21 protein-coding genes and 1 pseudogene are annotated in these 26341 nt (G+C 36.9%); 16 read left to right on the top strand and 6 right to left on the bottom strand.

What is annotated here, in order from left to right:
- Positions 1 to 162: 162 nt before the first annotated feature.
- On the bottom strand, positions 163 to 927 hold the full coding sequence (gene pflA / locus GJE18_RS09950; protein ID WP_060551752.1) for a pyruvate formate-lyase-activating protein: 765 nt from the start codon (positions 925 to 927) through the stop codon (positions 163 to 165).
- 58 nt (positions 928 to 985) lie between these two features.
- Positions 986 to 3235, bottom strand: a complete 2250-nt coding sequence (gene pflB / locus GJE18_RS09945; RefSeq protein WP_037567779.1) for a formate C-acetyltransferase — start codon at positions 3233 to 3235, stop codon at positions 986 to 988.
- Positions 3236 to 3604: 369 nt separating this feature from the next.
- Between pflB and GJE18_RS09940 the strand changes: the two genes are divergently transcribed.
- From GJE18_RS09940 to GJE18_RS09905, 8 genes and pseudogenes are all read left to right on the top strand, one after another.
- Positions 3605 to 4270: an SDR family oxidoreductase gene (locus tag GJE18_RS09940; RefSeq protein WP_107368580.1), complete on the top strand. Its 666-nt coding sequence runs from the start codon at positions 3605 to 3607 to the stop codon at positions 4268 to 4270.
- 331 nt (positions 4271 to 4601) lie between these two features.
- Positions 4602 to 6322 (top strand): annotated as a pseudogene (opp4A, locus tag GJE18_RS09935) (oligopeptide ABC transporter substrate-binding protein).
- A gap of 125 nt (positions 6323 to 6447) precedes the next feature.
- Positions 6448 to 7458 (top strand): ABC transporter ATP-binding protein, encoded by a 1011-nt coding sequence (locus GJE18_RS09930; RefSeq protein ID WP_107376440.1) that lies wholly within the window; start codon positions 6448 to 6450, stop codon positions 7456 to 7458.
- A complete protein-coding gene (locus GJE18_RS09925) occupies positions 7451 to 8440 on the top strand; it encodes an ABC transporter ATP-binding protein (RefSeq protein ID WP_037567785.1) in 990 nt (329 codons plus the stop codon). Before GJE18_RS09930 ends, GJE18_RS09925 begins: the two co-directional genes overlap by 8 nt.
- A complete protein-coding gene (opp4B, locus tag GJE18_RS09920) occupies positions 8437 to 9399 on the top strand; it encodes an oligopeptide ABC transporter permease (protein ID WP_103345659.1) in 963 nt (320 codons plus the stop codon). The genes GJE18_RS09925 and opp4B overlap by 4 nt, the downstream gene beginning before the upstream one ends.
- 10 nt (positions 9400 to 9409) lie before the next feature.
- Complete coding sequence (gene opp4C / locus GJE18_RS09915) at positions 9410 to 10303, top strand: oligopeptide ABC transporter permease (protein ID WP_107368579.1); 894 nt, start codon at positions 9410 to 9412, stop codon at positions 10301 to 10303.
- Between the two features lie 219 nt (positions 10304 to 10522).
- Positions 10523 to 11659 (top strand): hypothetical protein, encoded by a 1137-nt coding sequence (locus GJE18_RS09910; protein ID WP_107368578.1) that lies wholly within the window; start codon positions 10523 to 10525, stop codon positions 11657 to 11659.
- A 256-nt stretch (positions 11660 to 11915) separates the two neighbouring features.
- On the top strand, positions 11916 to 12173 hold the full coding sequence (locus tag GJE18_RS09905) for a hypothetical protein (protein WP_060551747.1): 258 nt from the start codon (positions 11916 to 11918) through the stop codon (positions 12171 to 12173).
- Between the two features lie 43 nt (positions 12174 to 12216).
- Here the strand turns inward: GJE18_RS09905 and sdaAA are convergent, their stop codons facing one another.
- The 4 genes from sdaAA to GJE18_RS09885 form a co-directional block, all read right to left on the bottom strand.
- Entirely contained in the window at positions 12217 to 13116 is a 900-nt protein-coding gene (gene sdaAA, locus GJE18_RS09900; RefSeq protein WP_107368577.1) for an L-serine ammonia-lyase, iron-sulfur-dependent, subunit alpha, read from the bottom strand.
- Between the two features lie 15 nt (positions 13117 to 13131).
- Positions 13132 to 13809 (bottom strand): L-serine ammonia-lyase, iron-sulfur-dependent subunit beta, encoded by a 678-nt coding sequence (sdaAB, locus tag GJE18_RS09895; RefSeq protein ID WP_107376429.1) that lies wholly within the window; start codon positions 13807 to 13809, stop codon positions 13132 to 13134.
- 14 nt (positions 13810 to 13823) lie between these two features.
- Positions 13824 to 14855, bottom strand: coding sequence for a PTS sugar transporter subunit IIC (locus tag GJE18_RS09890; protein ID WP_037567799.1), 1032 nt, complete (start codon positions 14853 to 14855; stop codon positions 13824 to 13826).
- 593 nt (positions 14856 to 15448) lie between these two features.
- Positions 15449 to 16936, bottom strand: a complete 1488-nt coding sequence (locus tag GJE18_RS09885; RefSeq protein WP_107368230.1) for an aldehyde dehydrogenase family protein — start codon at positions 16934 to 16936, stop codon at positions 15449 to 15451.
- Between the two features lie 763 nt (positions 16937 to 17699).
- On the opposite strand from GJE18_RS09885, the gene GJE18_RS09880 reads away from it, so the two are divergent.
- The 8 genes from GJE18_RS09880 to nirB all read left to right on the top strand — a co-directional run bounded on the left by GJE18_RS09880 (position 17700) and on the right by nirB (position 26341).
- On the top strand, positions 17700 to 18716 hold the full coding sequence (locus GJE18_RS09880; RefSeq protein ID WP_103345345.1) for a PTS sugar transporter subunit IIC: 1017 nt from the start codon (positions 17700 to 17702) through the stop codon (positions 18714 to 18716).
- A 169-nt stretch (positions 18717 to 18885) separates the two neighbouring features.
- Positions 18886 to 20412: an SLC13 family permease gene (locus GJE18_RS09875; RefSeq protein ID WP_103345346.1), complete on the top strand. Its 1527-nt coding sequence runs from the start codon at positions 18886 to 18888 to the stop codon at positions 20410 to 20412.
- A gap of 322 nt (positions 20413 to 20734) precedes the next feature.
- Positions 20735 to 20917 carry a hypothetical protein gene (locus GJE18_RS09870; protein WP_037566517.1) on the top strand — a complete coding sequence of 61 codons (183 nt, stop codon included), beginning with the start codon at positions 20735 to 20737 and terminating at the stop codon, positions 20915 to 20917.
- Positions 20918 to 21168: 251 nt separating this feature from the next.
- Entirely contained in the window at positions 21169 to 21987 is an 819-nt protein-coding gene (locus GJE18_RS09865) for a formate/nitrite transporter family protein (protein WP_107368231.1), read from the top strand.
- Between the two features lie 102 nt (positions 21988 to 22089).
- Positions 22090 to 22638, top strand: coding sequence for a GNAT family N-acetyltransferase (locus tag GJE18_RS09860; protein ID WP_107368232.1), 549 nt, complete (start codon positions 22090 to 22092; stop codon positions 22636 to 22638).
- Between the two features lie 122 nt (positions 22639 to 22760).
- Positions 22761 to 23513 carry a sirohydrochlorin chelatase gene (locus GJE18_RS09855; protein ID WP_107368233.1) on the top strand — a complete coding sequence of 251 codons (753 nt, stop codon included), beginning with the start codon at positions 22761 to 22763 and terminating at the stop codon, positions 23511 to 23513.
- On the top strand, positions 23482 to 23943 hold the full coding sequence (locus GJE18_RS09850) for a precorrin-2 dehydrogenase/sirohydrochlorin ferrochelatase family protein (RefSeq protein WP_060551737.1): 462 nt from the start codon (positions 23482 to 23484) through the stop codon (positions 23941 to 23943). Before GJE18_RS09855 ends, GJE18_RS09850 begins: the two co-directional genes overlap by 32 nt.
- The gene (nirB, locus tag GJE18_RS09845; protein WP_060551736.1) at positions 23936 to 26341 is read left to right on the top strand and encodes a nitrite reductase large subunit NirB; all 2406 of its coding nucleotides are present in this window, start codon (positions 23936 to 23938) and stop codon (positions 26339 to 26341) included. Before GJE18_RS09850 ends, nirB begins: the two co-directional genes overlap by 8 nt.

The following is a 26341-nucleotide window of genomic DNA, read 5'->3' as shown; positions in this document are numbered from 1 at the left end:
TTTAATGGCTGAATGGCATCAAAAACTTTTATATAGAAAAAGCCCGGAACCATTTGTCTATGCTTCCGGGCGAATCATTAAAGGAGTGATGTTAGTATTTTACTTTTTGTGTACACAAACTAGGGGGAGGGTAAATCCTAGTTTGTATGGACGCGAGATGAATTACTTGGCTAAAGATTTCATCGACGCAGTCCCTTTGAACTGAATAAGATCATAGGCTTTCTGAACGTCTTCATCTGTTGGGGGCGCAACAGATGAGAGTTGATATGGAACGCCAAGTGCTTGCCATTTATGCACGCCGAGTTCATGGTAAGGGAGTATTTCGAACTTTTCGACGTTATCAAGTGAATTAATAAACGCACCTAATTTTTTCAAGTCTTCAGGGGCATCTGTCAGACCTGGGACAAGTACATGACGAATCCAAATAGGTTGATTGTGTGCATTCAAATATTGAATGAATTTCAATATAGGCTTATTTGACTTTCCTGTTAAATGCCGGTGTTTGTCGTCATCGATGTGTTTAATATCAACCATAAACAAATCAGTATGTTGGCGTAACGTTTCAAAATGTTTCTTAAATGCATCTGTATCATTGGCACAGCCTAAAGAAGTATCGACACAGGTGTGAATGCCATGTTCATGACACAGTTTGAATAATTCAGTAATAAACGGCATTTGGAGTAGGGGCTCTCCACCGCTTACCGTTACACCACCACCAGAACTTTGAAAGTAGGGAAGATAAGGCGTGATCTCATGAATAAGCTCATCTGCTGTTGCTCGTCGTGAGGGGGTGTTCACTTTCCAGGTGTCAGGGTTATGACAGTATAAGCAGCGCAGCAAACATCCTTGTAAAAATAGGATATAGCGTAGGCCTGGACCATCTACTGTTCCTAGACTTTCTACTGAATGAATATGTCCTTGAATCATTGATATCTCCCCGTTTTCAAAAGCGTTAGTTAAAATTTAGCGTTAGTTAAAATTTGTGTTACATAGACTCGTGGAATGTTCTTGAAATGACATCAAGTTGTTGTTCACGTGTCAATTTAATAAAGTTTACTGCGTAACCAGAAACACGTACTGTAAGTTGTGGGTATTCTTCTGGATGCTCCATTGCATCTAGTAATGTTTCACGGTTAAATACGTTAATGTTTAAGTGATGACCATGTTGCATCGCATAACCATCTAAAATACTTACTAAGTTTTGTTGTTGCGTATCGTCTTCTTTACCTAATGATTTAGGAACGATACTAAATGTGTTCGAAATACCATCTTTACAACAATCGTATGGTAATTTTGCTACGGATGATAATGAAGCAAGTGCACCGTGTTCATCACGACCATGCATTGGGTTCGCACCAGGTGCAAATGGTTCGCCTGCTTTACGACCGTCTGGTGTGTTACCTGTTTTCTTACCATATACGACGTTAGATGTGATTGTTAATACACTCATAGTATGTTCAGACTCACGGTATGTTTTGTGCTTACGTAATTTTCTCATGAAGCTTTCAACAAGTTGAACAGCAATGTCATCTACACGTGAATCGTTGTTACCATATTTTGGATATTCGCCAGTTGTTTCGAAGTCAACAACTAAGCCATTTTCATCACGAATTGTTTTTACAGTTCCGTATTTGATTGCTGATAATGAGTCAGCAGCTACTGACAGACCCGCGATACCTGTTGCCATTGTACGGTGAACATCTGTATCGTGAAGTGCCATTTCAATACGTTCATAGCTGTATTTATCATGCATATAGTGAATGACGTTAAGTGAGTTAATGTAAACACCAGCAAGCCATTCCATCATTTCATCAAAGCGTGCATAGACTTCATCATAATCTAACACTTCTGACTCGATGGCTTTGAAGTTCGGTGCAACTTGTTGACCTGATTTTTCATCTTTACCACCGTTAATCGCATACAGTAATGTTTTCGCAAGGTTGGCACGTGCTCCAAAGAATTGCATTTGTTTACCAATTCGCATTGCTGATACACAACATGCGATACCGTAGTCATCACCATAGCTTTCACGCATTAAATCATCATTCTCATATTGGATAGAACTTGTTTTAATACTCATTTTTGTACAGTATTTTTTGAAGTTCTCTGGTAAGCGAGTTGACCATAATACAGTTAAGTTTGGTTCAGGTGCTGGGCCTAAGTTATCAAGTGAATGTAAGAAACGGAAAGAGTTTTTCGTTACCATTGCACGACCGTCTAAACCAACACCACCAATCGATTCAGTTACCCAAGTTGGATCGCCTGAGAATAACTCATTGTAATCTGGTGTACGTGCGAATTTTACAAGACGTAATTTCATAATGAAATGGTCGATAATCTCTTGAACTTCAGACTCAGTAATCGTACCATTGTCTAAATCACGTTGAGCATAAATGTCTAAGAATGTTGACGTACGACCAAGACTCATCGCAGCACCGTTTTGTTCTTTAATTGCAGCAAGATAAGCAAGGTATAACCATTGAACGGCTTCCTTGAAGTTTTCAGCTGGACGGCTTAAGTCAAAACCGTAGATATTACCTAATTCTTTTAATTCTTTTAAAGAGCGGTATTGTTCAGACAATTCCTCACGTAAACGGATGATATCTTCTGACATTGTCGTTGATAGATTTTCAAAGTCTTTTTGTTTCTCAGCCATTAAGAAATCTACACCGTAGAGTGCGACACGACGGTAGTCGCCAATAATACGACCACGGCCATAAGCATCTGGTAATCCAGTAATAATTCCCGCTTTACGACATGCTAACATTTCTTTAGAGTATGCATCGAACACACCTTGGTTATGTGTTTTACGATAGTCAGTGAAAATACGTTCAGTTTCTTTATCTAATTCATAGCCATATGCTTCGCAAGCCGCTTTAGCCATACGAATACCACCAAAAGGTTGCATTGAACGTTTGAATGGCTTTTCAGTTTGTACCCCAACAATTTGTTCAAGCGATTCATTTAAGTAACCTGCGTCATGCGATGTAATTGAAGATGGAATTTTTGTATCCATATCCCACATGCCACCACGTTCACGTTCTTCTTTTGAGAGTGTCATGACTTGGTCCCAAAGTTGTTTTGTAGCTTCTGTAGGGCCTTCTAAAAATGAGTCATCACCTGTATAGCCTGTGAAGTTCAGTTGTATGAAATCACGGACATCAACACGATGAGACCAGAGTCCCGTCTTAAAACCTTTCCAAGCATTTGTTTGTGTTTTCGCTTCATAAATCATGATCAAACCTCCATTGTTCATCATTTCACAATCAGTATATCAACTCATGTGAAATATATCACGTAAATTTTGAAAGCGTTTGCGCATTGTCATTATTTGTATATATTTTGTATATAAAACTGACACAATTGTTTTTTAATATTGGTATTTGTATTTTTAGGAAGTACATTCAAAACAATTAAATGATTGTGCGAGTTTAAAAGTCTTGAAATTTTTTAACATTTAAATAGGAAAAAAGAAGTTCTAATTATATAGAGAGGCATCGACATCACTATACTCACAATGTGCTTTTAAATGATAAGCACATCATGTGTGATGTCTCTCACTTTGTTATACCATGGCATTATCAAATGATTGGAGGTTATCGATATGGGAAAAACATTTGTACTTGGTGCGAATGGCGGTGTTGGACGCCATCTCGTGCAATTGTTGAAAGAGAACCACCAAGATTTTACTGCAGGTGTACGACAAGCATCTCAAAAAGAAGCTTTAGAAGCAAAGGGGATAAAAGCGACACAGATTGATGTAGAGCATGACAGTATAGAAACATTGCAATCAAAACTTGAAGGATATGATCAAGTCGTATTTTCCGTAGGTTCTGGCGGCAAAACGGGTGCTGATAAAACCATTGCTGTCGATTTAGATGGGGCTGTTAAAGTGATAAAAGCATGTGAAGATGCAAACATCTCTCATTTTGTCATGGTTTCTACTTGGGATTCTCGACGTGAAGCGATTGATGCTGGTGGTGATTTAAAACCATATACAATTGCAAAACATTATGCAGATGATTATTTAAGACGTAGTCACATTACAGCGACAATTGTGCACCCAGGTGGCTTAACAAACGCGCAAGGCAGTGGGAGTGTAAGTATAGCATCATTATTTGAAAAACCAGATAAACGCGAAATTTCACGGGAAAATGTAGCACGTGTACTGTTTGAAATCATTACGCAATCAAAACATCAAGGAAAAGAATTTCAAGTTCTTGATGGTGACCAACCTGTGGGAGAAGCTTTAGATAACATACACGTTTAGTGTCTTTTCTGAGAAGACACTAAAAATGTATGTATATACAGAATAACCTATGATGATCGTTTTTATGCTTCATCAGGCTATTCTGTATTTTTTTATGATAATGACCATCTGTAAACAACAATTTTTTAAAAAAGTTTATTGAATTTCTTTATTGCGTTAAATAGCTTTAAATCCCTTGATACGACTGATATACATGCAGTTCTTGTATATTAAAAACACACTAGTATTCTTATTTAATTATGTTCCGCCACGCATATTGTTATTGACAAAATTGTCTGACAAATATGATAATTAATGTTAATAACATCAAATATGAGAAGGGGGAACGCGAATGAAAGCGAAACTGAATGTGTTTGTAATGATTATTGCGTGCTTAGTTTTAGTGTTAAGTGCGTGCGGTAAGGGTGATTCTGGATCAGGTGAGACGAAGAGTAAAACAGGGAAAAGTGATGCAAAAGGTGGCACACTAAACGTAGGTTTGGCTGCAGCGCCTGAAGGGAATTTTCAATCTGTTTTTGCAGGTTCAACAAGTGACTCTGATGTTATTAGTTATTTTAATGATAGTCTTGTTGAATTTGACAAAGAATTAAACATTAAACCTAAGATTTTGTCGTGGGAACAAAAAAAGGTGACGATCTTACATATAAGTTTAAAGTGAAAAAAGGTATTAAATGGCATGATGGCAATGATTTTACAATTAACGACTGGCTATTTACATTAGAAACAATTGCGGATCCAGATTATGATGGCCCACGTTATAACGGGGTCGAAATCATTGAAGGGGCAGATGCAAAACATAAGGGTGAAGCAAATTCGATTTCTGGAATTAAAAAGATTGATGACTATACGGCTGAAATTAAATTTAAAGAACATAAAGCCAATAATTTACTTGAATTATGGACGAGCGCACCATTAAGTGAAAAGATTTTTAAAGATATCCCTGTAAAAGAAATGGGTAAATCTGAGGCTGTACGTAAAAATCCAATTGGTATCGGACCATACAAAGTTAAGAAAATTGTTGATGGCGAGTCTGTTGAGTTAGAAAAGTTTAAAGACTATTGGCAAGGTGAACCTAAGCTTGACAAAGTTAATTTACGTGTGATTGAACAAACGACGATGACACAAGCGTTAGAAAAAGGTGAAATTGATATGGCACAAGTGACGGCACCTATCGCAAAAGAAATTAAAGATAATGGTGCTGAAGGGGTCAACTTATTAGAATCGCCATCTACGTCATATGCGATTATCGGTTTTGTATTACATGATTATGATAAGAAAACTCAAACAATTGGAAAAGAACGTCCGAAATATCAAGATAAAAAATTACGTCAAGCGATGGCACATGCGATTAACCGTAAAGAGTGGATTGATGCATTTTTCTATGGCTATGGTAAGCCGTTAAATGGTTTAATTCCTTCTTCTCATTGGAGTGGTGCTAAAGAAGGTGACGTTCACGAATATAACTATGATGTTAAAAAAGCGAAAAAGCTTTTAGATGAAGCGGGTTATAAGGATAAGGATAAAGACGGATGGCGTGAAGGACCAGATGGTAAACCATTTGTTGTAAACTTAAAACATTATGCTGGTTCAAATCCAACATTTGAACCACGTACGGCTGCTATCAAAGGGTATTGGGAAAAAGTTGGCTTAAAAACAAAAACAGAAATGGTAGAATTTGGTAAGTTTGGACAGGATTTAGAGAATTCAACGAAAGATATGGAGTCATATTTTAGAAGTTGGCAACAAGGGGCAGATCCTGATCCATCTGGACTTTATAAATCTACAGCGCTGTGGAATGAATCTCGTTATAACAATCCAAAAGCAGACAAATTATTAAAAGAAGCATTGGATACGAAAGTTGTCGGAGATGACAAAGAGAAGCGTAAAGCCAAATACTTAGAATGGCAAAAAATCATGGCTGAAGACGTACCAGTCATTCCAATCGCTGAATTAAAAGATATTACAGCGGTGAACGATAAAGTGAAAAACGTTGAAGTTGGTTTAAATGGTTCGAACCCAATTTATGAGTGGACAGTTGAAAAGGATAAGTAATACCAAACAAACGGATTGGGCGTATTGAGCGCTCAATCCATTTGTATATCTACAAACATGTAATAATCGAAATAATCTAATGAGCAACACATACGTAAAACTTGCACAAAAGGGGGGATCTAATGATGACAGAGAAGCATCTATTAGAGGTTAAAAATTTAAGTACAGGTTTTGATATTAATGGTAAGAACTATAACGCGATTTCCAAGGTGAGTTTAACTTTAAAACGTGGTGAAGTCATGGGCATTGTCGGCGAATCAGGTTCAGGTAAATCCGTACTGAGCATGTCTATTCTACGTTTACTTCCAGATAAAATAGGCTCGATTAATGAAGGTGAAGTGTATTACAAAGGAAAGCGGATTGATAATATACCGATGACAGAATTAAATCAAATTCGTGGCAAAGAACTTGCAATGATATTTCAAGAACCGATGACATCTTTAAATCCAGTGTTTACCATTGGAAATCAACTGATTGAAATGATGGTTCTACATTTGAAGATTTCAAAAAAAGAAGCGGAATCAAGAGCAATTGAATTGTTAAAGCAAGTGGGCATTCCACGTGCTGATAAAGTCATTCATGAATATCCACATCAACTGTCAGGAGGTATGCGCCAACGTGTCATGATAGCGATGGCAATATCTTGTGCACCTGAATTATTAATTGCAGATGAACCAACGACAGCGCTAGATGTAACGGTACAGGCTCAAATTTTAGAATTGCTTAAAAAAATTCAGAGTGAAACAAATATGGGCATTATCTTTATTTCACATGATTTAGGTGTGATTTCAGAAATATGTGACACAGTGGCTGTTATGTATGCGGGGAAAATTGTTGAACGTGCTCCTGTTAAAGATATTTTTAAAACACCCAAACATCCTTATACAAAATTGTTGTTAAAAGCAATTCCACGTTTAGATCAAAAACAAGACCGATTAGAGACGATCAAAGGGACGGTTCCTAATTTAGATGAACTTCCAGAGGTGGGGTGTAGTTTTGCGAACCGATGTCCGTATGCGATGCCGTCTTGTACGGACGTAAATCTTAAAACAAGTGTGATTAATGCGTCACACAAAGTGTCTTGTCATTTGTACGATGAAGCGGTGATGCGTAAGGAGGGGAAAGTGAATGTCTAATGACTATGTTTTAGAAGTAAAAGACTTAAAACAGTACTATCCAATAAAAGGAGGAGTGTTTCAACGTAAAATCGGTGAAGTGAAAGCTGTCGATGGCATTTCATTTAATGTTAAAAAAGGGCAAACAGTTGGCCTTGTAGGGGAGTCTGGTTGTGGAAAATCATCAGCAGGACGCACCATTTTACGGTTACAAAATGTGACCTCAGGTGAAATACATTTTTGTGGTAAGGATATTACAAAACTTCGTGGGAAAGCATTACGCGAAGCGCGCAAAGGGTTCCAAATGGTTTTCCAGGATCCATATGCGTCATTAAATCCTATGCAAATGGTTGGCGATATTGTTGGAGAACCTATTCGTAACTTTTATAAAAAATCACAAAAAGAAATTGAACGTGAAGTGAAAGATTTATTATTACGTGTTGGTTTGAATGAGCAGGCGTACTATAAATATGCGCACGAGTTTTCAGGCGGTCAGCGTCAACGTGTTGGTATCGCACGCGCCTTAGCATTAAAACCGAAACTTATCATTGCGGATGAACCTGTCAGTGCGTTGGATGTATCTGTACAATCACAAGTGTTAAACATTATGGATGAACTTCAAGAAGAATTTGGTTTGAGTTATTTGTTTATCGCACATGATTTGAGTGTGGTGAAACACGTGAGTGATTATATATGTGTAATGTATCTAGGACATATTGTCGAACAAGGACCAGCCGATGATATATATAATCATCCACAACATCCGTATACACAGTCTTTAATTTCAGCTATTCCGGAAATTAAACCTGGAGAAAAGAAAGAGCGTATTCTTTTGCAAGGAGACCTACCATCACCGAGTGACCCACCTAAAGGATGTCCTTTTCATACGCGATGTCCCGTTGCAAAACCGGAATGCGCAAAGCAAAAACCTGCTTACCGTGTAGTAGGGGAAGAACATTATGCAGCATGTATTCTTTTAGAGGATGAGGTGATGGTGAAATGACAACTTTAATTATTAGACGTTTTTTATTAATGATCCCGCTTTTGATAGGGATGTCGATTGTTATCTTTGTACTTGCAAAATTACAACCTGGTGATGCGTTTACAGGACAAATGAATCCTAATATAGATGCGAAGTATTATGAAGAACAACGTGAAAAGTTAGGGTTTAATGAACCCATTCACATCCAATATTTAAAATGGGGAGAAAATGTTCTAAAAGGGGAACTCGGCGATTCCATTCGATATAAACGTCCAGTCATGGACTTAATCAAAGAACGTATGCCGAATACTGTTTTGTTAGGTGTTACAAGTATCGTGATTACATATCTTGTCGCTTTTCCACTAGGTATACTATCTGGACGGAAACCGTATAGTGGACTGGACTATGGTGTTCAGTTTTTGAATTATTTAATGCTTGCGATTCCGTCTTTTGTGGCAGGGGTTTTTGCTATTTACATTTTCGCATTTCAACTCGGCTGGTTTCCGTTTTCAGGTTCCGTCGCAATTGGACTTGAAGAAGGCTCATTCGCTTACTACATGAGTAAGTTATACCATGCGATATTACCTGGTACGGTATTAGGGTTACTTTCTACCGCAAGTTATGTACAATTTTTAAGAAATGACATTATTGAAAATTCACGAAAAGATTATATTCGTACAGCGCGAGCGAAAGGGCTTTCAGAATCTAAAATTTACAATAAGCACATTTTACGAAACTCTATCATTCCTATAGTGACATTTTTTGGTGCCGATGTCCTATCCGTTTTTGGTGGTGCAGTCATAACTGAAACGATATTCTCATATCCAGGAATTGGTAAATTATTAATCGATTCTATTGGAGGGAAAGATTATCCATTAATGATGGCACTGCTCCTATTTTTCTCATTTTTAGGTTTACTCGCAAATCTGATATCGGATATTACGTATAGTATTGTAGATCCGAGAATTAAGAGTAATTAGGAGGGGTATTATGGCTGAAAAAATTAAAGTTAAAAATCGTTCACCGTTAGCCATTGCGCGCCAAAAGTTTTTGAAAAATAAACCTGCGATGGCAGCGAGTATTATTTTAATATTAATATTCTTTATTTCTTTAATCGCACCATTTATCGCTCCTTTTGATCCGAACTTACAAAATTTAGTTATGATTAAAGGCGATATGTCAGCACAACATTGGTTAGGGACAGATTCAGGTGGTCGTGATATCTTCAGTCGCTTGTTATATTCTGGCCGTGTTTCCTTATTATTTGGTCTGGTTACGACAATTGGTCTTATGATTATCGGGGTACTGATTGGTATGATTTCTGGATATTACGGTGGTTGGGTTGATACGATACTGATGCGTTTTACCGAATTTGTAATGTTATTCCCATTTATTCCATTCGCTGTGGTATTAAATGCAACGTTCAGTGGCAAAATCGAAAACCAATATGGATCTGCCTTTGTACTTGCTGCTGTATTAATCGCATTATCGTGGGTAGGTGTTGCGCGTATTGTACGTGGTAAAGTAATGCAAGAAAAAGAAAATGAATACTTTTTAGCAGCGCAATCCATTGGTACACCTGTGTTCAAAATTTTATTTAAACATTTGCTACCGAACATATTAAGTGTCATTATCGTTCAAGCCACGTTACTATTTGCGGTACAAATTGTAGCAGAGGCTGGTTTGAGTTTCCTAGGTTTCGGTATCGACAAAACCGTTCCAACATGGGGGAATATGTTAAGCGATGCGCAAGAAGGGGATATTTTAAGAGGAAAGCCGTGGATATGGATGCCACCAGCACTAGCCATTACAACAACCATCTTATGTATTAACTTTATTGGTGAAGGATTAAAAGATGCTTTAAATCCAAAATCCAGACGATAATGTTACAAATCACATTGAGATTTTGTGTTTGAAATCAAAAGTGACGTATTCACGTTTTAACACCTTTATTGTTCAAATAGTTGAATAATGAAGGTGTTTGTTTCGTTTTCTTAAAACGCATCGCATATGTTGTGACATGATGTTCATGCATTTGTCATTTTGTTTTTAAAGATATCAATAGTACAATGAAATTAAGATTATATAAATAGGTGATTTATAATGACTAACTGGGAAAAAGATTTAAAAGCGTTATTAAAAAATCAAAGTGTTGAAGACCGAGCGCAACTAGAAACGATGTTAAATTCAATGTTAGAACAAGAAAGTCCAAATCAATTTATTCAATTGTTAGGCAACCCCACAGTTGACGCGTTAAAACAACTTTGTAAGGAGCATCATATCAAAGGGTATTCCGCATTGAAAAAGGATGAAATAGCAACATTACTTATTACGTCCATCGTTACACAATCTTACTTTAATGAAGTGATAAATCAAATGAATGAGGACCAACAACGTTTATTTCTTCATATCTTAGCGATGAATCAAAATGGAGAATCGATTGAAACAGATATTTCTTTTCCAGAATCGTTTTTAATTTTTGAAACGGAGCGAGATGAAAGAGGCTATCATTTATTATGGATACCTGAAGAAATCATTGCTCAAGTTGAAAAATGGGTTACACAACATGAGACGCTCAAACAATTTAAATTAGAGCAAGATGTGATTGAAGCGACAACAAATCTATACGGACTTTATTCATTGTCTCAACTGCAACATGTCATGAATAAGTACTTAGAAAAAACGTATTCATTGCTTGAAATACGTAAATTGTTAAGACGTTTCACACGTTTAATGCCTCATACGCGTAATTTCATTGTAGGAGAGGGCTATATTACGAGTGTTGGACTTGAGCTCGAACCAGATGAGTACCATCACTTCCTAAAAGATGCAAAATATTATGAGCCTGCAACGTTAAATGATTTGTTATATTATCAAACACATGTGTTTGGATTGGATGATGAAACGTACTTTAATTTTGTTTCATGGTTATCAAAAAATATTAGAGAAGACAATAAACTTAACGCTACTGTAGACGGTCTTACTGTAGAAATTCTTACAATGATGAAACACGCAATTGAATATAATATGGTTGCTGATGTTATGTATTCACTTGTACAAGATGGGATTTTACGTAAACGTGTCGAACAAGCTGCGGTTAATAAGGTCAAACCAGTTTACATGAAAATGCGCAATTGGATATACCACGGTCATACATTTGAAGAATATATGCACATTATAGATCGAGAAGAACGAAATAAACACAGCAACGTTATCGATTTTAACGATATCAAACAATAAATGCGATGTGAGGTGACATTCAACACTTTTATCTGACTTACACTTTAGAAGACAGATAAAAGTGTTTTCTTAATATTTGATTTAATTATTTGAAGCGGAATGATGACGCATCGTTTTTTAAAATAAGAACTATTTCAATTCATATGGAATAATATAGAAAATAATTAGATGTAAGAATTATCTGAAAAAGGTATCTTTTCATCTTTTTTCGTGGTATAACATGTATAAGGCCAAAAGGGGATAAGGGGTGAAATGGATGCTGAAAAAATTTGTGCTATTATTTATTGCTTTAGTCATCACGACGACGATTGCTGAAAACCTTTTAATTGCAGGCACGTGGCAATATCTTTTCATGCAATCTATTTCGTTAAGTATCATCATTTTCTTTATCTATCATTATATTGTTTTTACAGTGAAACATCAGCAAACGGATAGTGAGCAAGTTAAACAGACGCATCAACATGTTCATTCACAAAAAACGTATGACCCTCGATTGCTAAAAAAAGATAAATAGTATGAAAGCACCCGCAGTCCTTTCGACATGCGGGTGCCATTTTTTATGAGAATACTTGTTCTTGGCTAGAGCTACCGAAGATTTTTTCTTTAATGGCTTGTCCGGTAGGTGTGCCAGCTAAACCACCTATACCTGTTTCACGTAATGAAGCTGGTAAATTTCTTCCAACTTTATCCATCGCCATAATGACTTCATCTACTGGAATACGACTTTCAACACCGGCTAATGCCAAATCAGCGGAGATTAAGCCATTTCCTGAACCGATGGCATTTCGCATGACACATGGGATTTCGACTAAACCTGCTACAGGGTCACAAACGAGACCTAATAAGTTACTTAAACTAATCGCAATGGCATGCCCAGCTTGTGCCGGCGTACCTCCAAACGTTTCAACGGCTGCAGCAGCGGCAATCGCTGATGCTGTACCGACTTCTGCTTGACAACCTCCAGTTGCACCAGCGACGGATGCGTTATTGGCAATAATCATTCCGCACATCGAGGCTGCAAATAGAAATTGAATCATTTGATCATTGTCTAAATGATGCGTTTTTTCTAATTTAAATAGGACGCCCGGAATCGTACCTGATGAACCGGCTGTAGGTGTTGCACAAATGATACCCATGGCTGCATTGACTTCGTTTGTCGCAATTGCGCCTTGTACTGCTGAGATCATATCGTGTCCTGAAAGTGCTTGATGTGTGTCATTATATTTTGCAACTTTAATGGCATCTTGACCTGTATATCCTGTGACACTTTTTACGCCTTCGCCTGTAGAGCCTTTTTCTACCGCATCGCGCATTGTATCTAAATTGAGTTGCATCATGTCAAACACTTCTTCACGTGAAAGGCCACGTGTGACAATTTCATGTTCAATCATAATTTCTGAAAAAGTTTTAGAATGTGTTTCAGCGTATTCGATTAATGCTTTCATTGAATCAAACATGTCGATTCCTCCAGACTATTGTATATATGAAAATTGTAAATTCGTATATTTTTGACGTATTTCTTCTAAGAGTTCATCTTTAATGGCTTTGTTTAAATGCAAAGCGAGTAAACAACGCTCTTGATTCATCGTTTTAATTTCTTCGTTAATATCAACACTTTTATCCACAAGGTCATTAATTAAGTGGTTGATTTCTGACATATTACATTCACCGTCAATCACTAATAAGTTCGGTGTATGGGATAATAATATACACATCCCATTGACATGTATGCTTTTCACTTTGAATGCACCACCACCGATAGAAATACCATTTAACTCAACATGACGGTCACCTTTATCAATTATAATGAGCGCACAGTTCGGATGTTCGCCAAGGCTTGACCCTTTTTCTTCAATGAATTCAAATGGAATGTCTTGATCACGTGCAATGGTCGTAGAAGACTTGATACGGGCATCAAAGGTACTAAATCCTAACAGGCCGCCAATTATTGCTAGGTCTGTACCATGACCTTTATGTGTTTCTGCAAATGATTCATAATAATGTACACGAATGCGTTCAGGTGTATCTCCGAGTACCGCTCGCGCAGCTTGACCAATTTTAACTGCACCAGCAGTATGCGAACTTGAAGGTCCCATCATCACTGGGCCTATTACATCAAATGCACTTTGATAATCTTTTGTACGTGCCATAAGTTATCGCTCCTTTAATTCATTTGTTTTGAAAGTTTGGGTGTATTTAAACTTAAACCGATTTGTTTTTTATTAATGAATGTTCCGATGATATAACTGAGTACAATGCTGATGATTGCAACGACTACGATTGTAATTACAGTTGATACAGCATCATTAAAACCTAAAGCTACAATCGGACCAGCGATAGGGGTTGCCATTCCTGGTTGATCTACAACGATGCCCATATATGTTATGAAGAGACCGTTGACCATGCCAACAATAGCATTTGTACCATAGAGTTGAATTGGATATTTTGCAATAATATCAATTTGAGTAAGGGGTTCAATTGCAACCGCAAAGGCTTTACCAGGATTACCGATTTTCAATTTTCTAAACATGACGAAATTGACAAACGAACTGCCCATACAGCCTAATGCACCAATCGCCATAGGGATACCTGTTAAACCAAGAAGGCTTGTGAATACCATTGAACTTAACGGTGTCATACCGACAACAGGAACAATTGCACCAATAACGAGTGCTAAAGCATACGGATTATTATCACCTACCGCAGTGACTGCCGTACCAATTTGTTTAAGTACAGCGATGACACTTGGTGAAACGATAAATGCGATACCGTATGTGATTGCGGGTGATAACAATATCACTAAAATTAAATCTAAGCCTTCTGGAACTTTCTTTTCTAAATATTTAATACCAAATGCAACAAAGTAAGCTGCTATAAATGCTGGGAGTAATTTAAAGTCATAAAGGACTAGCCCAGTTAAAACCGCAAATACAGGATTCACTCCAAATTTTAAACACGTCAAAATACCCACAGCGACACCACTTAAACTTCCAGCAATTTCGCCTAATTTTGTAAAATATTCAATATGGAAGACGCCACCAATCGCATATTTTAAAAATGCTTCAGGTAAAAAAGTGGCACATGCTGCACCTGATAGTGCTTGTAGACTGACTTTACCGTTAGGGGCAAACTTTAGAAACAAAGTCATCGCTAGTAAAACTACAAGCAATGTTCCAATACCTAAAATAAAATCCATAATCTTTCCTCTTCTCTCATAAATATCATTTAGATAAGCGCGCTTATTTTCCAAATCAAATATTAGCTGTTTTTGAAAGCGTATGCAACAGCGACAATGAGATATTTTGATGGGTAATCATTCTTTTGAAATAGTATTTATAAAGAATTTTTCGAGATTGTGAAAAAATGATCTTTCTAAGCCTTATGATACCGCAACGCTGTGACGCTTTTTCACATTAAAGGAGTGAAATTTTCATTTGAATCTTATTAAAATGACATATTTGTGACCTTCAAAAGTTCTAATAATATTAATTTTCAGAAATAAACATTATAATTCTAAATGGTAATTTGTAACGCTATGTTTTTTTTGAGAAGAAGTAGGAGATAATCTGAACTTTTTAATTTAAATTGAGAAATGATTGTGCATATTGAAGATATTGTATGGTGGGAGAAGTATTCAAGAAGCGAATGTCAAAAAATACAAGCGTTAGACATGGCCTAGTTGAAGTATGGAAGAGAGAAAGTACTAATATAAAGAAACCACCAACGTTCATGCATTGATGAACGTTGATGGCTAATGAATTGATGTTAAGCATATTAAGAATGCGTTTATTAATATAATCCTTTTGTGTCGTTGCTGATATCGATATAAATATTTTTAATTTGTTGGTAATTGGCTATCGCATCTTTATAGGTTTCACGACCGATACCAGATTTCTTGTATCCTCCAAATGGAGCGCCTTCAGGAACTTGATTATAGGTATTAATCCATACACGTCCCGTACGTATATTTTTCGCGATGTGCAATGCACGATTAATATTGGATGAAAAGACACCCCCTGCGAGTCCATATTCAGAATCATTGGCAATGGAGATCGCTTCCTCATCATCTTTGATTTTAATAATAGTGAGTACAGGTCCGAAAATTTCTTCTTGTGCCAATTTGTTACGATTGTCCTTCACTTCAATAATTGTAGGTTGGAAGAAGTGACCTTTGTCTAGACCATTCTCTGTTAAACGTTCGCCACCGACTAATATATTTGCATCATGTGATTTCGCATAATCGATATAACTTTGGATTTTTTCAATTTGATCTTTTCCAGTTTGCGAACCCATTTGCGTATTCATATCTAATGGGTCGCCTACTTTAATATTTTTAAACGCTTCTACCAGTTTAGGTACAAATTCATCGTAAATTTTTTCGTGTACAAGTAAGCGTGAACCAGCACTACATACTTCACCTTGGTTGAAAAGAATACCTAGTTGGCTACCTTCGAGTGCGACGTCTTGATTTGCATCATCTAAAATAATGTTGGCACTTTTACCCCCAAGTTCTAAAGTAGTAGGGACGATGCGTTTAGCACCAGCTTCAGCAACTTGATAGCCTACTTCTGTAGATCCTGTGAAAGATAATTTATCAACACCTTCATGCTTAAATATAGCATCACCTGATTCAGACCCTTTTCCTGTAACTATATTTACTACACCAGGAGGTAAGACGTCTTGAAAAATTTTGGCTGTTTCTAATAAGCTTACAGGTGTGGATGATGAAGGTTGAATCACAACAGTATTACCAGCAGCAAGTGCTGGACCTAGTTTCCAAGATGCTAGTAACATTGGGAAGTTCCATGCGACAACGGCGCCCACTACACCGACGGGTTCGTGTGTAATTAAACTTAATGTATTGTCGTCAATTTGGTTAATTGAGCCTTCTTCTAGGTCTGTAACACTTGCGAAATATTGATAATGGCGTGCTGCAAAGGGAATATCAATCATAGAAGATTCTCGTAATGCTTTACCAGTGTTAATGCTTTCAATGGTTGCTAAACGTTCTTTATTCTCTAAAATACGTTGACTAATTTCACGTAATAAATCAGAGCGTTCTTGTTTAGATTTGCGTGACCATGCAGGAAAGGCGTTTTGAGCAGCCTTCACTGCTTTATCAACGTCTGATTCATTTGCTCTTGCAATTTGAGTGATTGTTTCACTTGTTGCAGGATTTTGCACATTTAAATATTCTCCAGAATCAGGTTTAACAAATTCCCCATTAATAAATAAATCGTATTGCTCTGAAATATAATCTTTTACTTTAATTGCCATACTTTCAACCCCTTTATTTATCTCTTAAAATTGTACTTGCTTATTTATAATTTTAACGTTACCATTATTTTGAGTAAACTCATATGACTCATTTGGAAATAGTTCACTATTTCGTGAGGGGATAAAAGATTGTATTTTCGATAAATAAAAAACTCCTCTACATCAAAATGTAAAGGAGCTCATTATGGGGTGGAATAATTCAATAGGCGAACATATTGAGCTATTCCAGTTCAACTTTTCGTTGGGGAAAAATTGAAAGACTCATGTTTGAAAATGACTGATTTACACCAAAGGCATTGTGATGAGTGTGTTGCACAATGTCTTTGTGTGATACAATTTGTATTCAAAAAAATTGTACCTTCTTCGTATTATAAAGAGTATTCAGACATTTGTAAACAGTAATTATTACGATTAACAATCGATATCAAACTTAAGTCTTAGAGTAAAAACAATCTTACGTCCGATGTAATACTTTAGTAAAAACAGTATAGTAATGATAGAACAGTTAATCAAAATATTTCCCAATCCGAACTGTTCGATCCCAATTAAGATAAAACATACACCCTTAAAGTAATATCTGATAGACCTCCTTATGAAAGTAGGACTAAAGTTGATTAAAAAAGTGTACTGTGTCCCCGCACAGTACATTTTTTTTATTAAAATTTTGTTTCCCTCTAAACACATACGCCTCATTGAAGATTCTATGGTAAGATAAAACATGTATAGCAAAACAATACAAATTTCTTCGAGGGAGATATAAAAGTTGAAAAAATTATTGCATCGTTGGTTTATCGAAGGACTTAGTTATATGACTTTAGGACTGTTTAGTTCTTTAATTATAGGTTTGATTTTAGAAACAATAGGGAAGCAAACGCTTTTACCACAATTAGATTTACGTTTTTTAATTGAAGTAGGTAATGTTGCTAAAGGGTTAACTGGCGCAGCGATAGGCGCTGCTATGGCCTATGGCTTTAAATGTAAGCCGCTAGTTATCTTTTCGGCACTCATTGTTGGAATGATGGGCTATACCACATTTGCAGGTGGAGCAGTAGGCGCTTTTTTGGCAACATTATTAGTCGTAGAAATCAGTCGCATTTATGCAAGTAGAACAAAAGTAGATATTATCGTTACACCGATGTTAACGTTAATTCTTGGTGGTGCGGTTGCTAAATTTTTAGGGCCAATCTTAAATGAAATGATGAAAGCAATAGGGACGCTGATTATTGCAGCCACAGATCAACAACCTTTACTCATGGGTATCATTGTCGCTGTCATATTCGGACTATGTTTGACTGCACCTATATCAAGCGCGGCTTTAGCTTTAATGCTCGATTTATCAGGTCTTGCAGCAGGTGCTGCAACGGTAGGTTGTGCATGTCAAATGGTAGGATTCGCGATAATGGGTTACAAAGATAATGGCATCAGTGGTTTAATTTCAATTGGTATTGGTACAAGTATGTTGCAAGTACCGAATATTATCTTAAAACCATTGCTACTCATTCCACCTACACTCGCAAGTGCTGTCATAGCACCGATAATGACAGTATTTTTCCCAATGGTGAATAATGCAGCAGGTGCTGGAATGGGAACAAGTGGATTTGTCGGTCAAATTATGACAATACATACAATGGGAAGTTCCTTGCATACATGGCTATTAATCGGTGTCTTTCATTTCGCATTACCTATAATCGTTACATGGCTTATCTATCATTTTATGGCTAAACGACAATGGATTAAACCTGGTGATCAAACATTGCGTGCGGTTGAGTCAAGAAATTAATGCATGTGTTGCAGTATCACAATTGCATCACACATTTAATCGTTTCAAATCATAAACTTTTTAATTATACAATAAATGTAAAAAATTTGTGAATGTTTTAACATTTATGACGCATCTACCTCTTTTATTGATACACTTAGAGTGATCTTAATAAAAGGGGTTGTTTTTTATGGCAACAGCTGGAAAATCTAAGAAAAAACCAACCTTTAAACCGGTATGGTTTAGTATAAGTTTTATTGCATTAGTGCTTATTTTAATTGTGCCAACATCGGACAATTTACCTGTGATGGCGAAATGTGCTTTAGCTATTTTAGCGTTTGCTGTAATTTTATGGGTTACGGAAGCGGTAAGTTATCCTGTTTCTGCAACCATGATTGTCGTCTTGATGATTTTATTATTAGGATTTAGTCCCGTACAAAATTTAACGGAATCACTGGGTAATCCTAAAATAGGTAAAGATGTATTAAGTGGCTCTGACTTATTTGGAACGGCGAATGCATTGAAGTTGGCGTTCAGTGGTTTTTCAACGAGTGCAGTTGCACTTGTCGCGGCGGCATTATTTTTAGCAACGGCGATGCAGGTTACACAACTTCATAAACGTTTAGCATTATGGGTGTTATCGTTAGTAGGTAATAAAACGAAACGCATTGTCATTGGTGCGATTTTAGTGTCAATTATTTTAGCGTTTTTCGTTCCTTCAGCTACAGCAAGAGCAGGTGCAGTAGTGCCCATCTTATTAGGAATGGTGGCCGCATTTGGTGCTGCAAAACAAAGTAAGCTTGCAGCGTTATTAATTATTACAGCTGTGCAAGCCGTGTCTATTTGGAATATTGGAATTAAAACGGCAGCGGCTCAAAACATTGTGGCTGTAAACTTTATCAATGGTCAATTAGGTCATGATGTATCATGGGGTGAGTGGTTTTTATATGCGGCACCTTGGTCAATTATTATGTCAATCGTGCTGTATTTCGTGATGTTAAAAGTCATTCCACCTGAACAAACTGAAATTGAAGGTGGAAAAGAACTTGTCCAACAACAACTCAATGCTCTTGGTCCAATTACAGGAAAAGAGTGGCGTTTAATCATTATTTCTATCGCATTACTCATTTTATGGTCTACAGAAAAAATCTTGCACCCGATTGATTCTGCATCCATAACATTACTGGCATTAGCTGTCATGTTGACGCCTAAGATTGGTGTGATGACATGGAAAGAAGCTGAAAGTAAAATACCTTGGGGTACAATTATCGTGTTTGGCGTAGGGATTGCATTAGGAAATGTGTTGTTACAAACAAAAGCAGCCCAATGGTTAAGTGATCAAACATTTGGTTTAATGGGGTTACAACACATGCCCATCATCGCTACGATTGCGTTGATTTCGCTCTTTAATATCTTAATTCACTTAGGATTTGCGAGTGCGACAAGTTTAGCATCAGCATTAATTCCAGTATTTATTTCTTTAACGATGACGTTGAACTTAGGTGATATGTCAATTGGTTTTGTTTTAATTCAACAATTTGTGATTAGCTTCGGCTTTTTATTACCGGTGAGTTCGCCACAAGGGATGCTTGCCTACGGTACGGAAACGTTCACTGTTAAAGATTTTCTTAAAGCAGGCATACCGATTACCGTTATTGGCTATATCTTAGTAATTATTTTAAGTATGACGTATTGGCAGTGGCTCGGATTATTGTAAACAATAAGGGAGTTGTCTATCGAGAATTAGGCAACTTCCTTCATTCTATTTTTTATGATATATGATACGCTTTTAATGCAATAAGTTTCAAATAGGAGTTACGTAATATCCTAGAATTGTTACTTCAAAAGGTGAGCGTCGTACATCAATGGTTATGTTCTCATTGTCTTCGGTAACGCTTAAAGTGACCATTCAACAATATCAGTTATGATGGATGATGATTTAAATATATAAAATATGTGCGATGTTCAATGAGAGTGAAATAAGCAATGATTCATCATATTACATAGAACTTCTATACAATTTTTTAGAGGTGACAAATATGAATCAACGATATTTAAAAGTGTTAGGATTATATATTTTCAGTTCAGCGATTGGTGCAATGGTGACACGCATATGTGATAAAGATCATTTCTTAAAATGGTTCACTCAAACGACAATCGGTTACGGTGTGTTTGCCTATGGGCTAAAAGCATTAACGCGTGCTAAAAATAAAGAAAAGTAACTATAAATCATTTAACTTTGGGTTTCGAAGATGGTGATTCCCATATGGCCGTTTATGACGACCGACAATACGATATTTTAAAGCTTTACCATTAATCACATTCAAAGAATGCGTCACTTTAATATGCAAAATATAGAAGGATTAAGTACTTTTAAAAGGCTTAATCCTTTTTTATTTTATTCAGACTACCATCATTTTGTACAATTTAGTAAAATAAAAGGGAATTTTATATTTGTTTAGGAGGCCATGCCATGGGAATTGAAAAACCAACGAAACACCTCAAAGATACATATGCTTCAAGAGAAATCATTGAAAATATTGTAGGTTCAGTTGCAATGAAGGAAGTGTTACTTGAACGTGCGTTTCCAAGATATGTTTTAAAATCAATGATGTCTGGATTTCTACTTACGATTGTAACGGTATTCATGCTTGCTATGAAAACACAACTCGTCGGCGCACCGCCGGCAGTCATTAATTTGATGGGAGCCATGGCATTTAGTGTGGCCTTAGTGTTTATAGTGCTCACGCATTCCGAACTTTTAACAAGTAACTTTATGTATTTAACGGTAGGCGTGTATTACAATGCCATATCACTCACTAAGACCATGTGGTTATTTACAATTTGTTTTATTGGAAATATTCTAGGGGCATTTGTACTCTTTGGACTCATGATTTTTACAAAAGTCATGACGCCAGAAATGATTCATGCACTCACAGCTACTGTAGATGCGAAAACAGTAGCTTCTACATGGCAAGCCATTTTAGTTAAAGGTATCTTTGCTAATTTCTTTATCAATATCGGCATTTATGTTTCGATGATGTTTAAAGAGGGGTTGTCGAAAACGTTCTTTATTGCTATAGGTGTGATTATTTTCGTTTTCATGGGTTATGAACATGTTGTTTACAATGCTGGCTTATTCGTAGGGATGATATTTTATAATTTAGAGGCATTATCATGGCTAGATGTACTTAAGAATATCGTTTTTGCATTTATTGGAAACTATATTGGTGGGGGGCTATTTGTAGGTTTGCTTTATGCTTACTTTAATGGTAGTCGTAATCACACATAACTGTTTAAAAAGTCCGAGTGAAAAACTTGGACTTTTTTGTTTAGTCGTTTCTATAAATCTGTTACGCTAAAACTAATCGTAAACCAAATGGAGGGGTTCATAGTGAATCAATTGACGATCAGAATGGCGACATTACAAGATGCTGCAGTGTTACAAGATTTGATGTATCGTGCATTCACGCCGTTAAGAGAAGCTGGTATAGACTGGCCTTCTGTGAATGCAGATTTAGAGATGATTGAGAAAAATATAAAATATAATTCGGCTTATGTTTTAGAAAAACAAGGTCGCATTATTTCTATGCTCTCCATTCGCTTTCCGTGGGAACCGAAATATAAAGTGTCTCAATTTCCATTCATATGGTGGTTTGCGACAGATCCAGATTTTGCTGGAGAAGGGTACGGTGCACAATTAATGACTTATATAGAAGAGACGATTTTAAGAGATACATTAAAAGCACCCGCGGTTGTACTTGGTACATCTGCACGTAAAATGGCATGGTTAAAAGACGTATATGCGCGAAGAGGATATGAAACTTTTTTTGAAATGGAAGAATCGAGTGGGGACCGTGGTGCGATGATGGTAAAAGTATTAATTCCAGAGCGCTATAACAAGGCACTACTAGCCCCACCGCCATGGTATGAAGGAGATTAAATGTAGCTAGGGAAAACCCTTACTTTTTACGAAAGGGAATTCCCTATTTTTGTCATAAGTTGTGAAAATAATCACATTAATGCCAGCATTTCATTTACAATAAATGTGTAGGGGGTGTCGTCGTGCATAAAACAATTTTAGTCGTGCATGGGATGCGCAAAGGAAAATTAAATGAAACGTTGTTGAACTTTATTCATCGCACCTTTAATGACAACGCCGTGGATTATGATGTTGCATTTTTGGAGAGTGAAACGATACAGCTCGATGAAGTGATTCAAAATAACATTGATGCAGGGTATCAGCGTATACACCTAATACCATTATTGTTATTTTCAGCGTCGCATTACTATGAAGATATTCAAGCGATATGCGAAACGTTTAACAAAAGAGAATCAAATCTTCAATTGGTACTAGGAAAACCTTTAGGAACCCATCCAATGATGAAACAATGGGTCGAATCACAAATAGATTCGTATCAACATGAGATGGATGCTTCTACAGGTATTGTACTTTTTGCGCACGGTAATGCAAGGTTTAATGAGCCAGACATCGCATTGACTGAAATTTGTGACAAATTATCCACACCAACTCGACCTTGTTATCCAAGTATGGTGTATGGCGACTATACTTTTACAACAACGTTACCTCAAATAGCGCAAAAACATCATAAGTTAATTATTATTCCATTCTTTTTTTATGATGGGTATCTTGTAAATAAGTCAAAACGACGCATACAAGAACTTAATTTACCAAACACCATTGTCTATACATCGGCGATTAATTTCCATCCTGTATTGGAAGCTGTAGTTCGAGAGAGAATGGCAGAATGCGAGGAGGTGCCGCATGTATCCCATTCAAGTGAATCTTGCAAGTAAACATGTCGTCATAGTGGGTGGCGGTAAAATTGCTTGGAGGAAGTTTTCAAAGTTGGTTACAGAACCTTGTTCAATTGATGTTGTGAGTCCTAAGTTTCATGATGCTTTTGAAATGTTACAGCCTTCAGAACGACTCAGGTTGATTCGAGAACCTTATCATAAAGCGCACCTCAAACATGCGGATTTGATTATCATTGCGACGAACGATCCCCAAACGAATAACCAAGTTGCTATGGATGCTTTACCTTCACAATGGATAAACCATACAGGTGATCAGACACAATCCGATTTTTTTAATATGTTAACGATTGAACATCAAGATTTAATCATTGGTGTGAGTTCAAACGGGCAAAATATAGAACGAACGAAACGATATGCAGCGAAAATCAAAACATTTTTAGCTGTAGATGAGGAGGATATGCATGAGTAAGACGAAACTTTTGATGATTGGTAATGGTATGGCAGGTGTACGCACAATTGAGGAAATTTTAGAACGTGATCCAGAACGTTTTGAAATAACGATTATAGGTAAGGAACCGTATCCAAATTATAATCGTATAATGTTATCTAACATTCTTCAAAATAAAATGACAGTTGAAGAAACGATTATGAATCCTTACGAATGGTATGAAGAACACGGTATTCATCTGATTACGGGTGATAAAGTGGTTAAGATTAACCGCGAAGCGAAAGAAGTGGAGACTGAAAAAGGTCAAATCGTCTCTTATGATCAAATGATTATTGCCACAGGCTCTGACTCATTTATTTTACCCATCGATGGCTCTCGACTAGAAGGTGTAGTAGGTTTTAGAACGATTGATGATACTGAAAAAATGTTAGAAACTGCCAAAACGAAGAAAAATGCGATTGTTATAGGTGGGGGCTTACTTGGACTTGAGTGTGCACGTGGTCTTGTAGATCAAGGTATGAATGTAACAGTTGTGCATTTAGCAGAGTGGTTAATGGAAGTACAACTCGATCGTAAAGCAGGAGAACTTTTAAAAGCAGATCTTGAAAAACAAGGCATTCATTTTGAACTTCAAGCGAATACTCAAGAAATTTTAGGTGAGCAACATGTGGAAGGTATTCGCCTTTCTGATGGCCGTATATTAGAAGCGGATATGGTGGTCATGGCCGTAGGGATTCGTCCAGTGACGAAAGAGGCACGTGCTGCTGGCTTAGAAATCGGTCGAGGTATTGTCGTCGATGACTTTATGAAAACAAGTGATCCGAATATTTATGCAGTTGGTGAATGTGCTGAGCACCGTTCAAAAGTTTATGGTTTAGTGGCACCACTTTATGACCAAGGTAAAGTATTAGCAGACCATATTACGGGTCAACCTACAGAAGGTTATAAAGGTTCGACAACTTTCACTTCATTAAAAGTATCAGGCTGTGACTTATTTAGTGCAGGATGGATCACAGAATCAGACGGTGTACGTGGCATTGAAACATTTAATGGTGTCGATAACATTTATAAGAAAGTATTTGTCAAAGATAAAACCATTGTTGGCGCAGTGTTATACGGTGATACAGAAGAAGGTAACCGCTTCTACAACATGATGAAAAAAGGCGATTCGATTGATGAATATACACTTGTGTCAATTCTGCATAAAGCCGGTGAAGTAGATGCCATCAGTGTGGCAGACATGGATAATGACGAAACGATTTGTGGATGTAACGGGGTGTCAAAAGGGACTATCGTCCAAGCGATTCATGATCAAGGTCTAAAATCAGTTGCAGAAGTGACAAAAGCGACTAAAGCTGGGAACTCATGTGGTAAATGTAAAGGTCAAATTGCTGAACTTTTAGAGCATACACTAGGTGATGATTTTGTCGCATCAGCGCCTACGGGTATTTGTGCATGTACAGATTTATCGCGAGACCAAATTGTGACACAAATCCGTGCAAAAGGGCTTAAAACATCAAAAGAAGTGCGTCATGTATTAGACTTCAAGGATAAAGGTGGCTGTCCAAAATGTCGTCCAGCCATCAACTACTATTTAAACATGGTATATCCACATGAACATGAAGATGAAAAAGCATCACGCTTTGCCAATGAACGCTATCATGCCAATATTCAAAATGATGGAACATTCTCTGTTATCCCTCAAATGCGTGGCGGTGTGACAGATGCAGATCAATTGATTCGACTTGGTGAAGTGGCGAAAAAATACGATGTGCCATTAGTAAAAGTAACAGGTTCTCAACGTATTGGTTTGTATGGTGTGAAAAAAGAGGAACTGCCTAAAGTTTGGGAAGATTTAGATATGCGTTCTGCCTCTGCATATGGTAAGAAAACACGTTCAGTTAAAAGTTGTGTAGGTAAAGAATTCTGTCGTTTTGGCACACAATATACAACAAAGCTTGGCATACGTTTAGAAAAGACGTTTGAGTATATTGATACACCACATAAATTTAAAATGGGGGTATCAGGTTGTCCACGTAGTTGTGTAGAATCTGGCGTCAAAGATTTTGGTGTTATTGGTGTTGAAAATGGTTTCCAAATTTATGTAGGTGGAAACGGTGGTACAGATGTCGTTGTTGCTGAACATTTAACGACCGTTGAAACAGAAGATGAAGTTGTTAAATTATGTGGTGCGTACATGCAGTATTATCGTGAAACAGGCATCTACGCTGAACGTACAGCACCATGGTTAAAACGTTTAGGATTTGATCAAGTGAAATCTGTTGTTTTAGACCCAGAAAAACAAGACGAACTATTTAATCGTATTATGGATGCAAAACGTGCTTATGACAATGAACCATGGCACGAAGTCGTAGAGGACGCGCGTAAACGTTCAATCTTTGAAGTGGAGAAGGTGTAA

This window comes from Staphylococcus agnetis, from assembly GCF_011466855.1.
Classification (GTDB): Bacteria; Bacillota; Bacilli; order Staphylococcales; family Staphylococcaceae; genus Staphylococcus; species Staphylococcus agnetis.
Note: the sequence above shows the minus strand (reverse complement) of the source record. Positions and strands in the feature narration are given on the sequence as shown.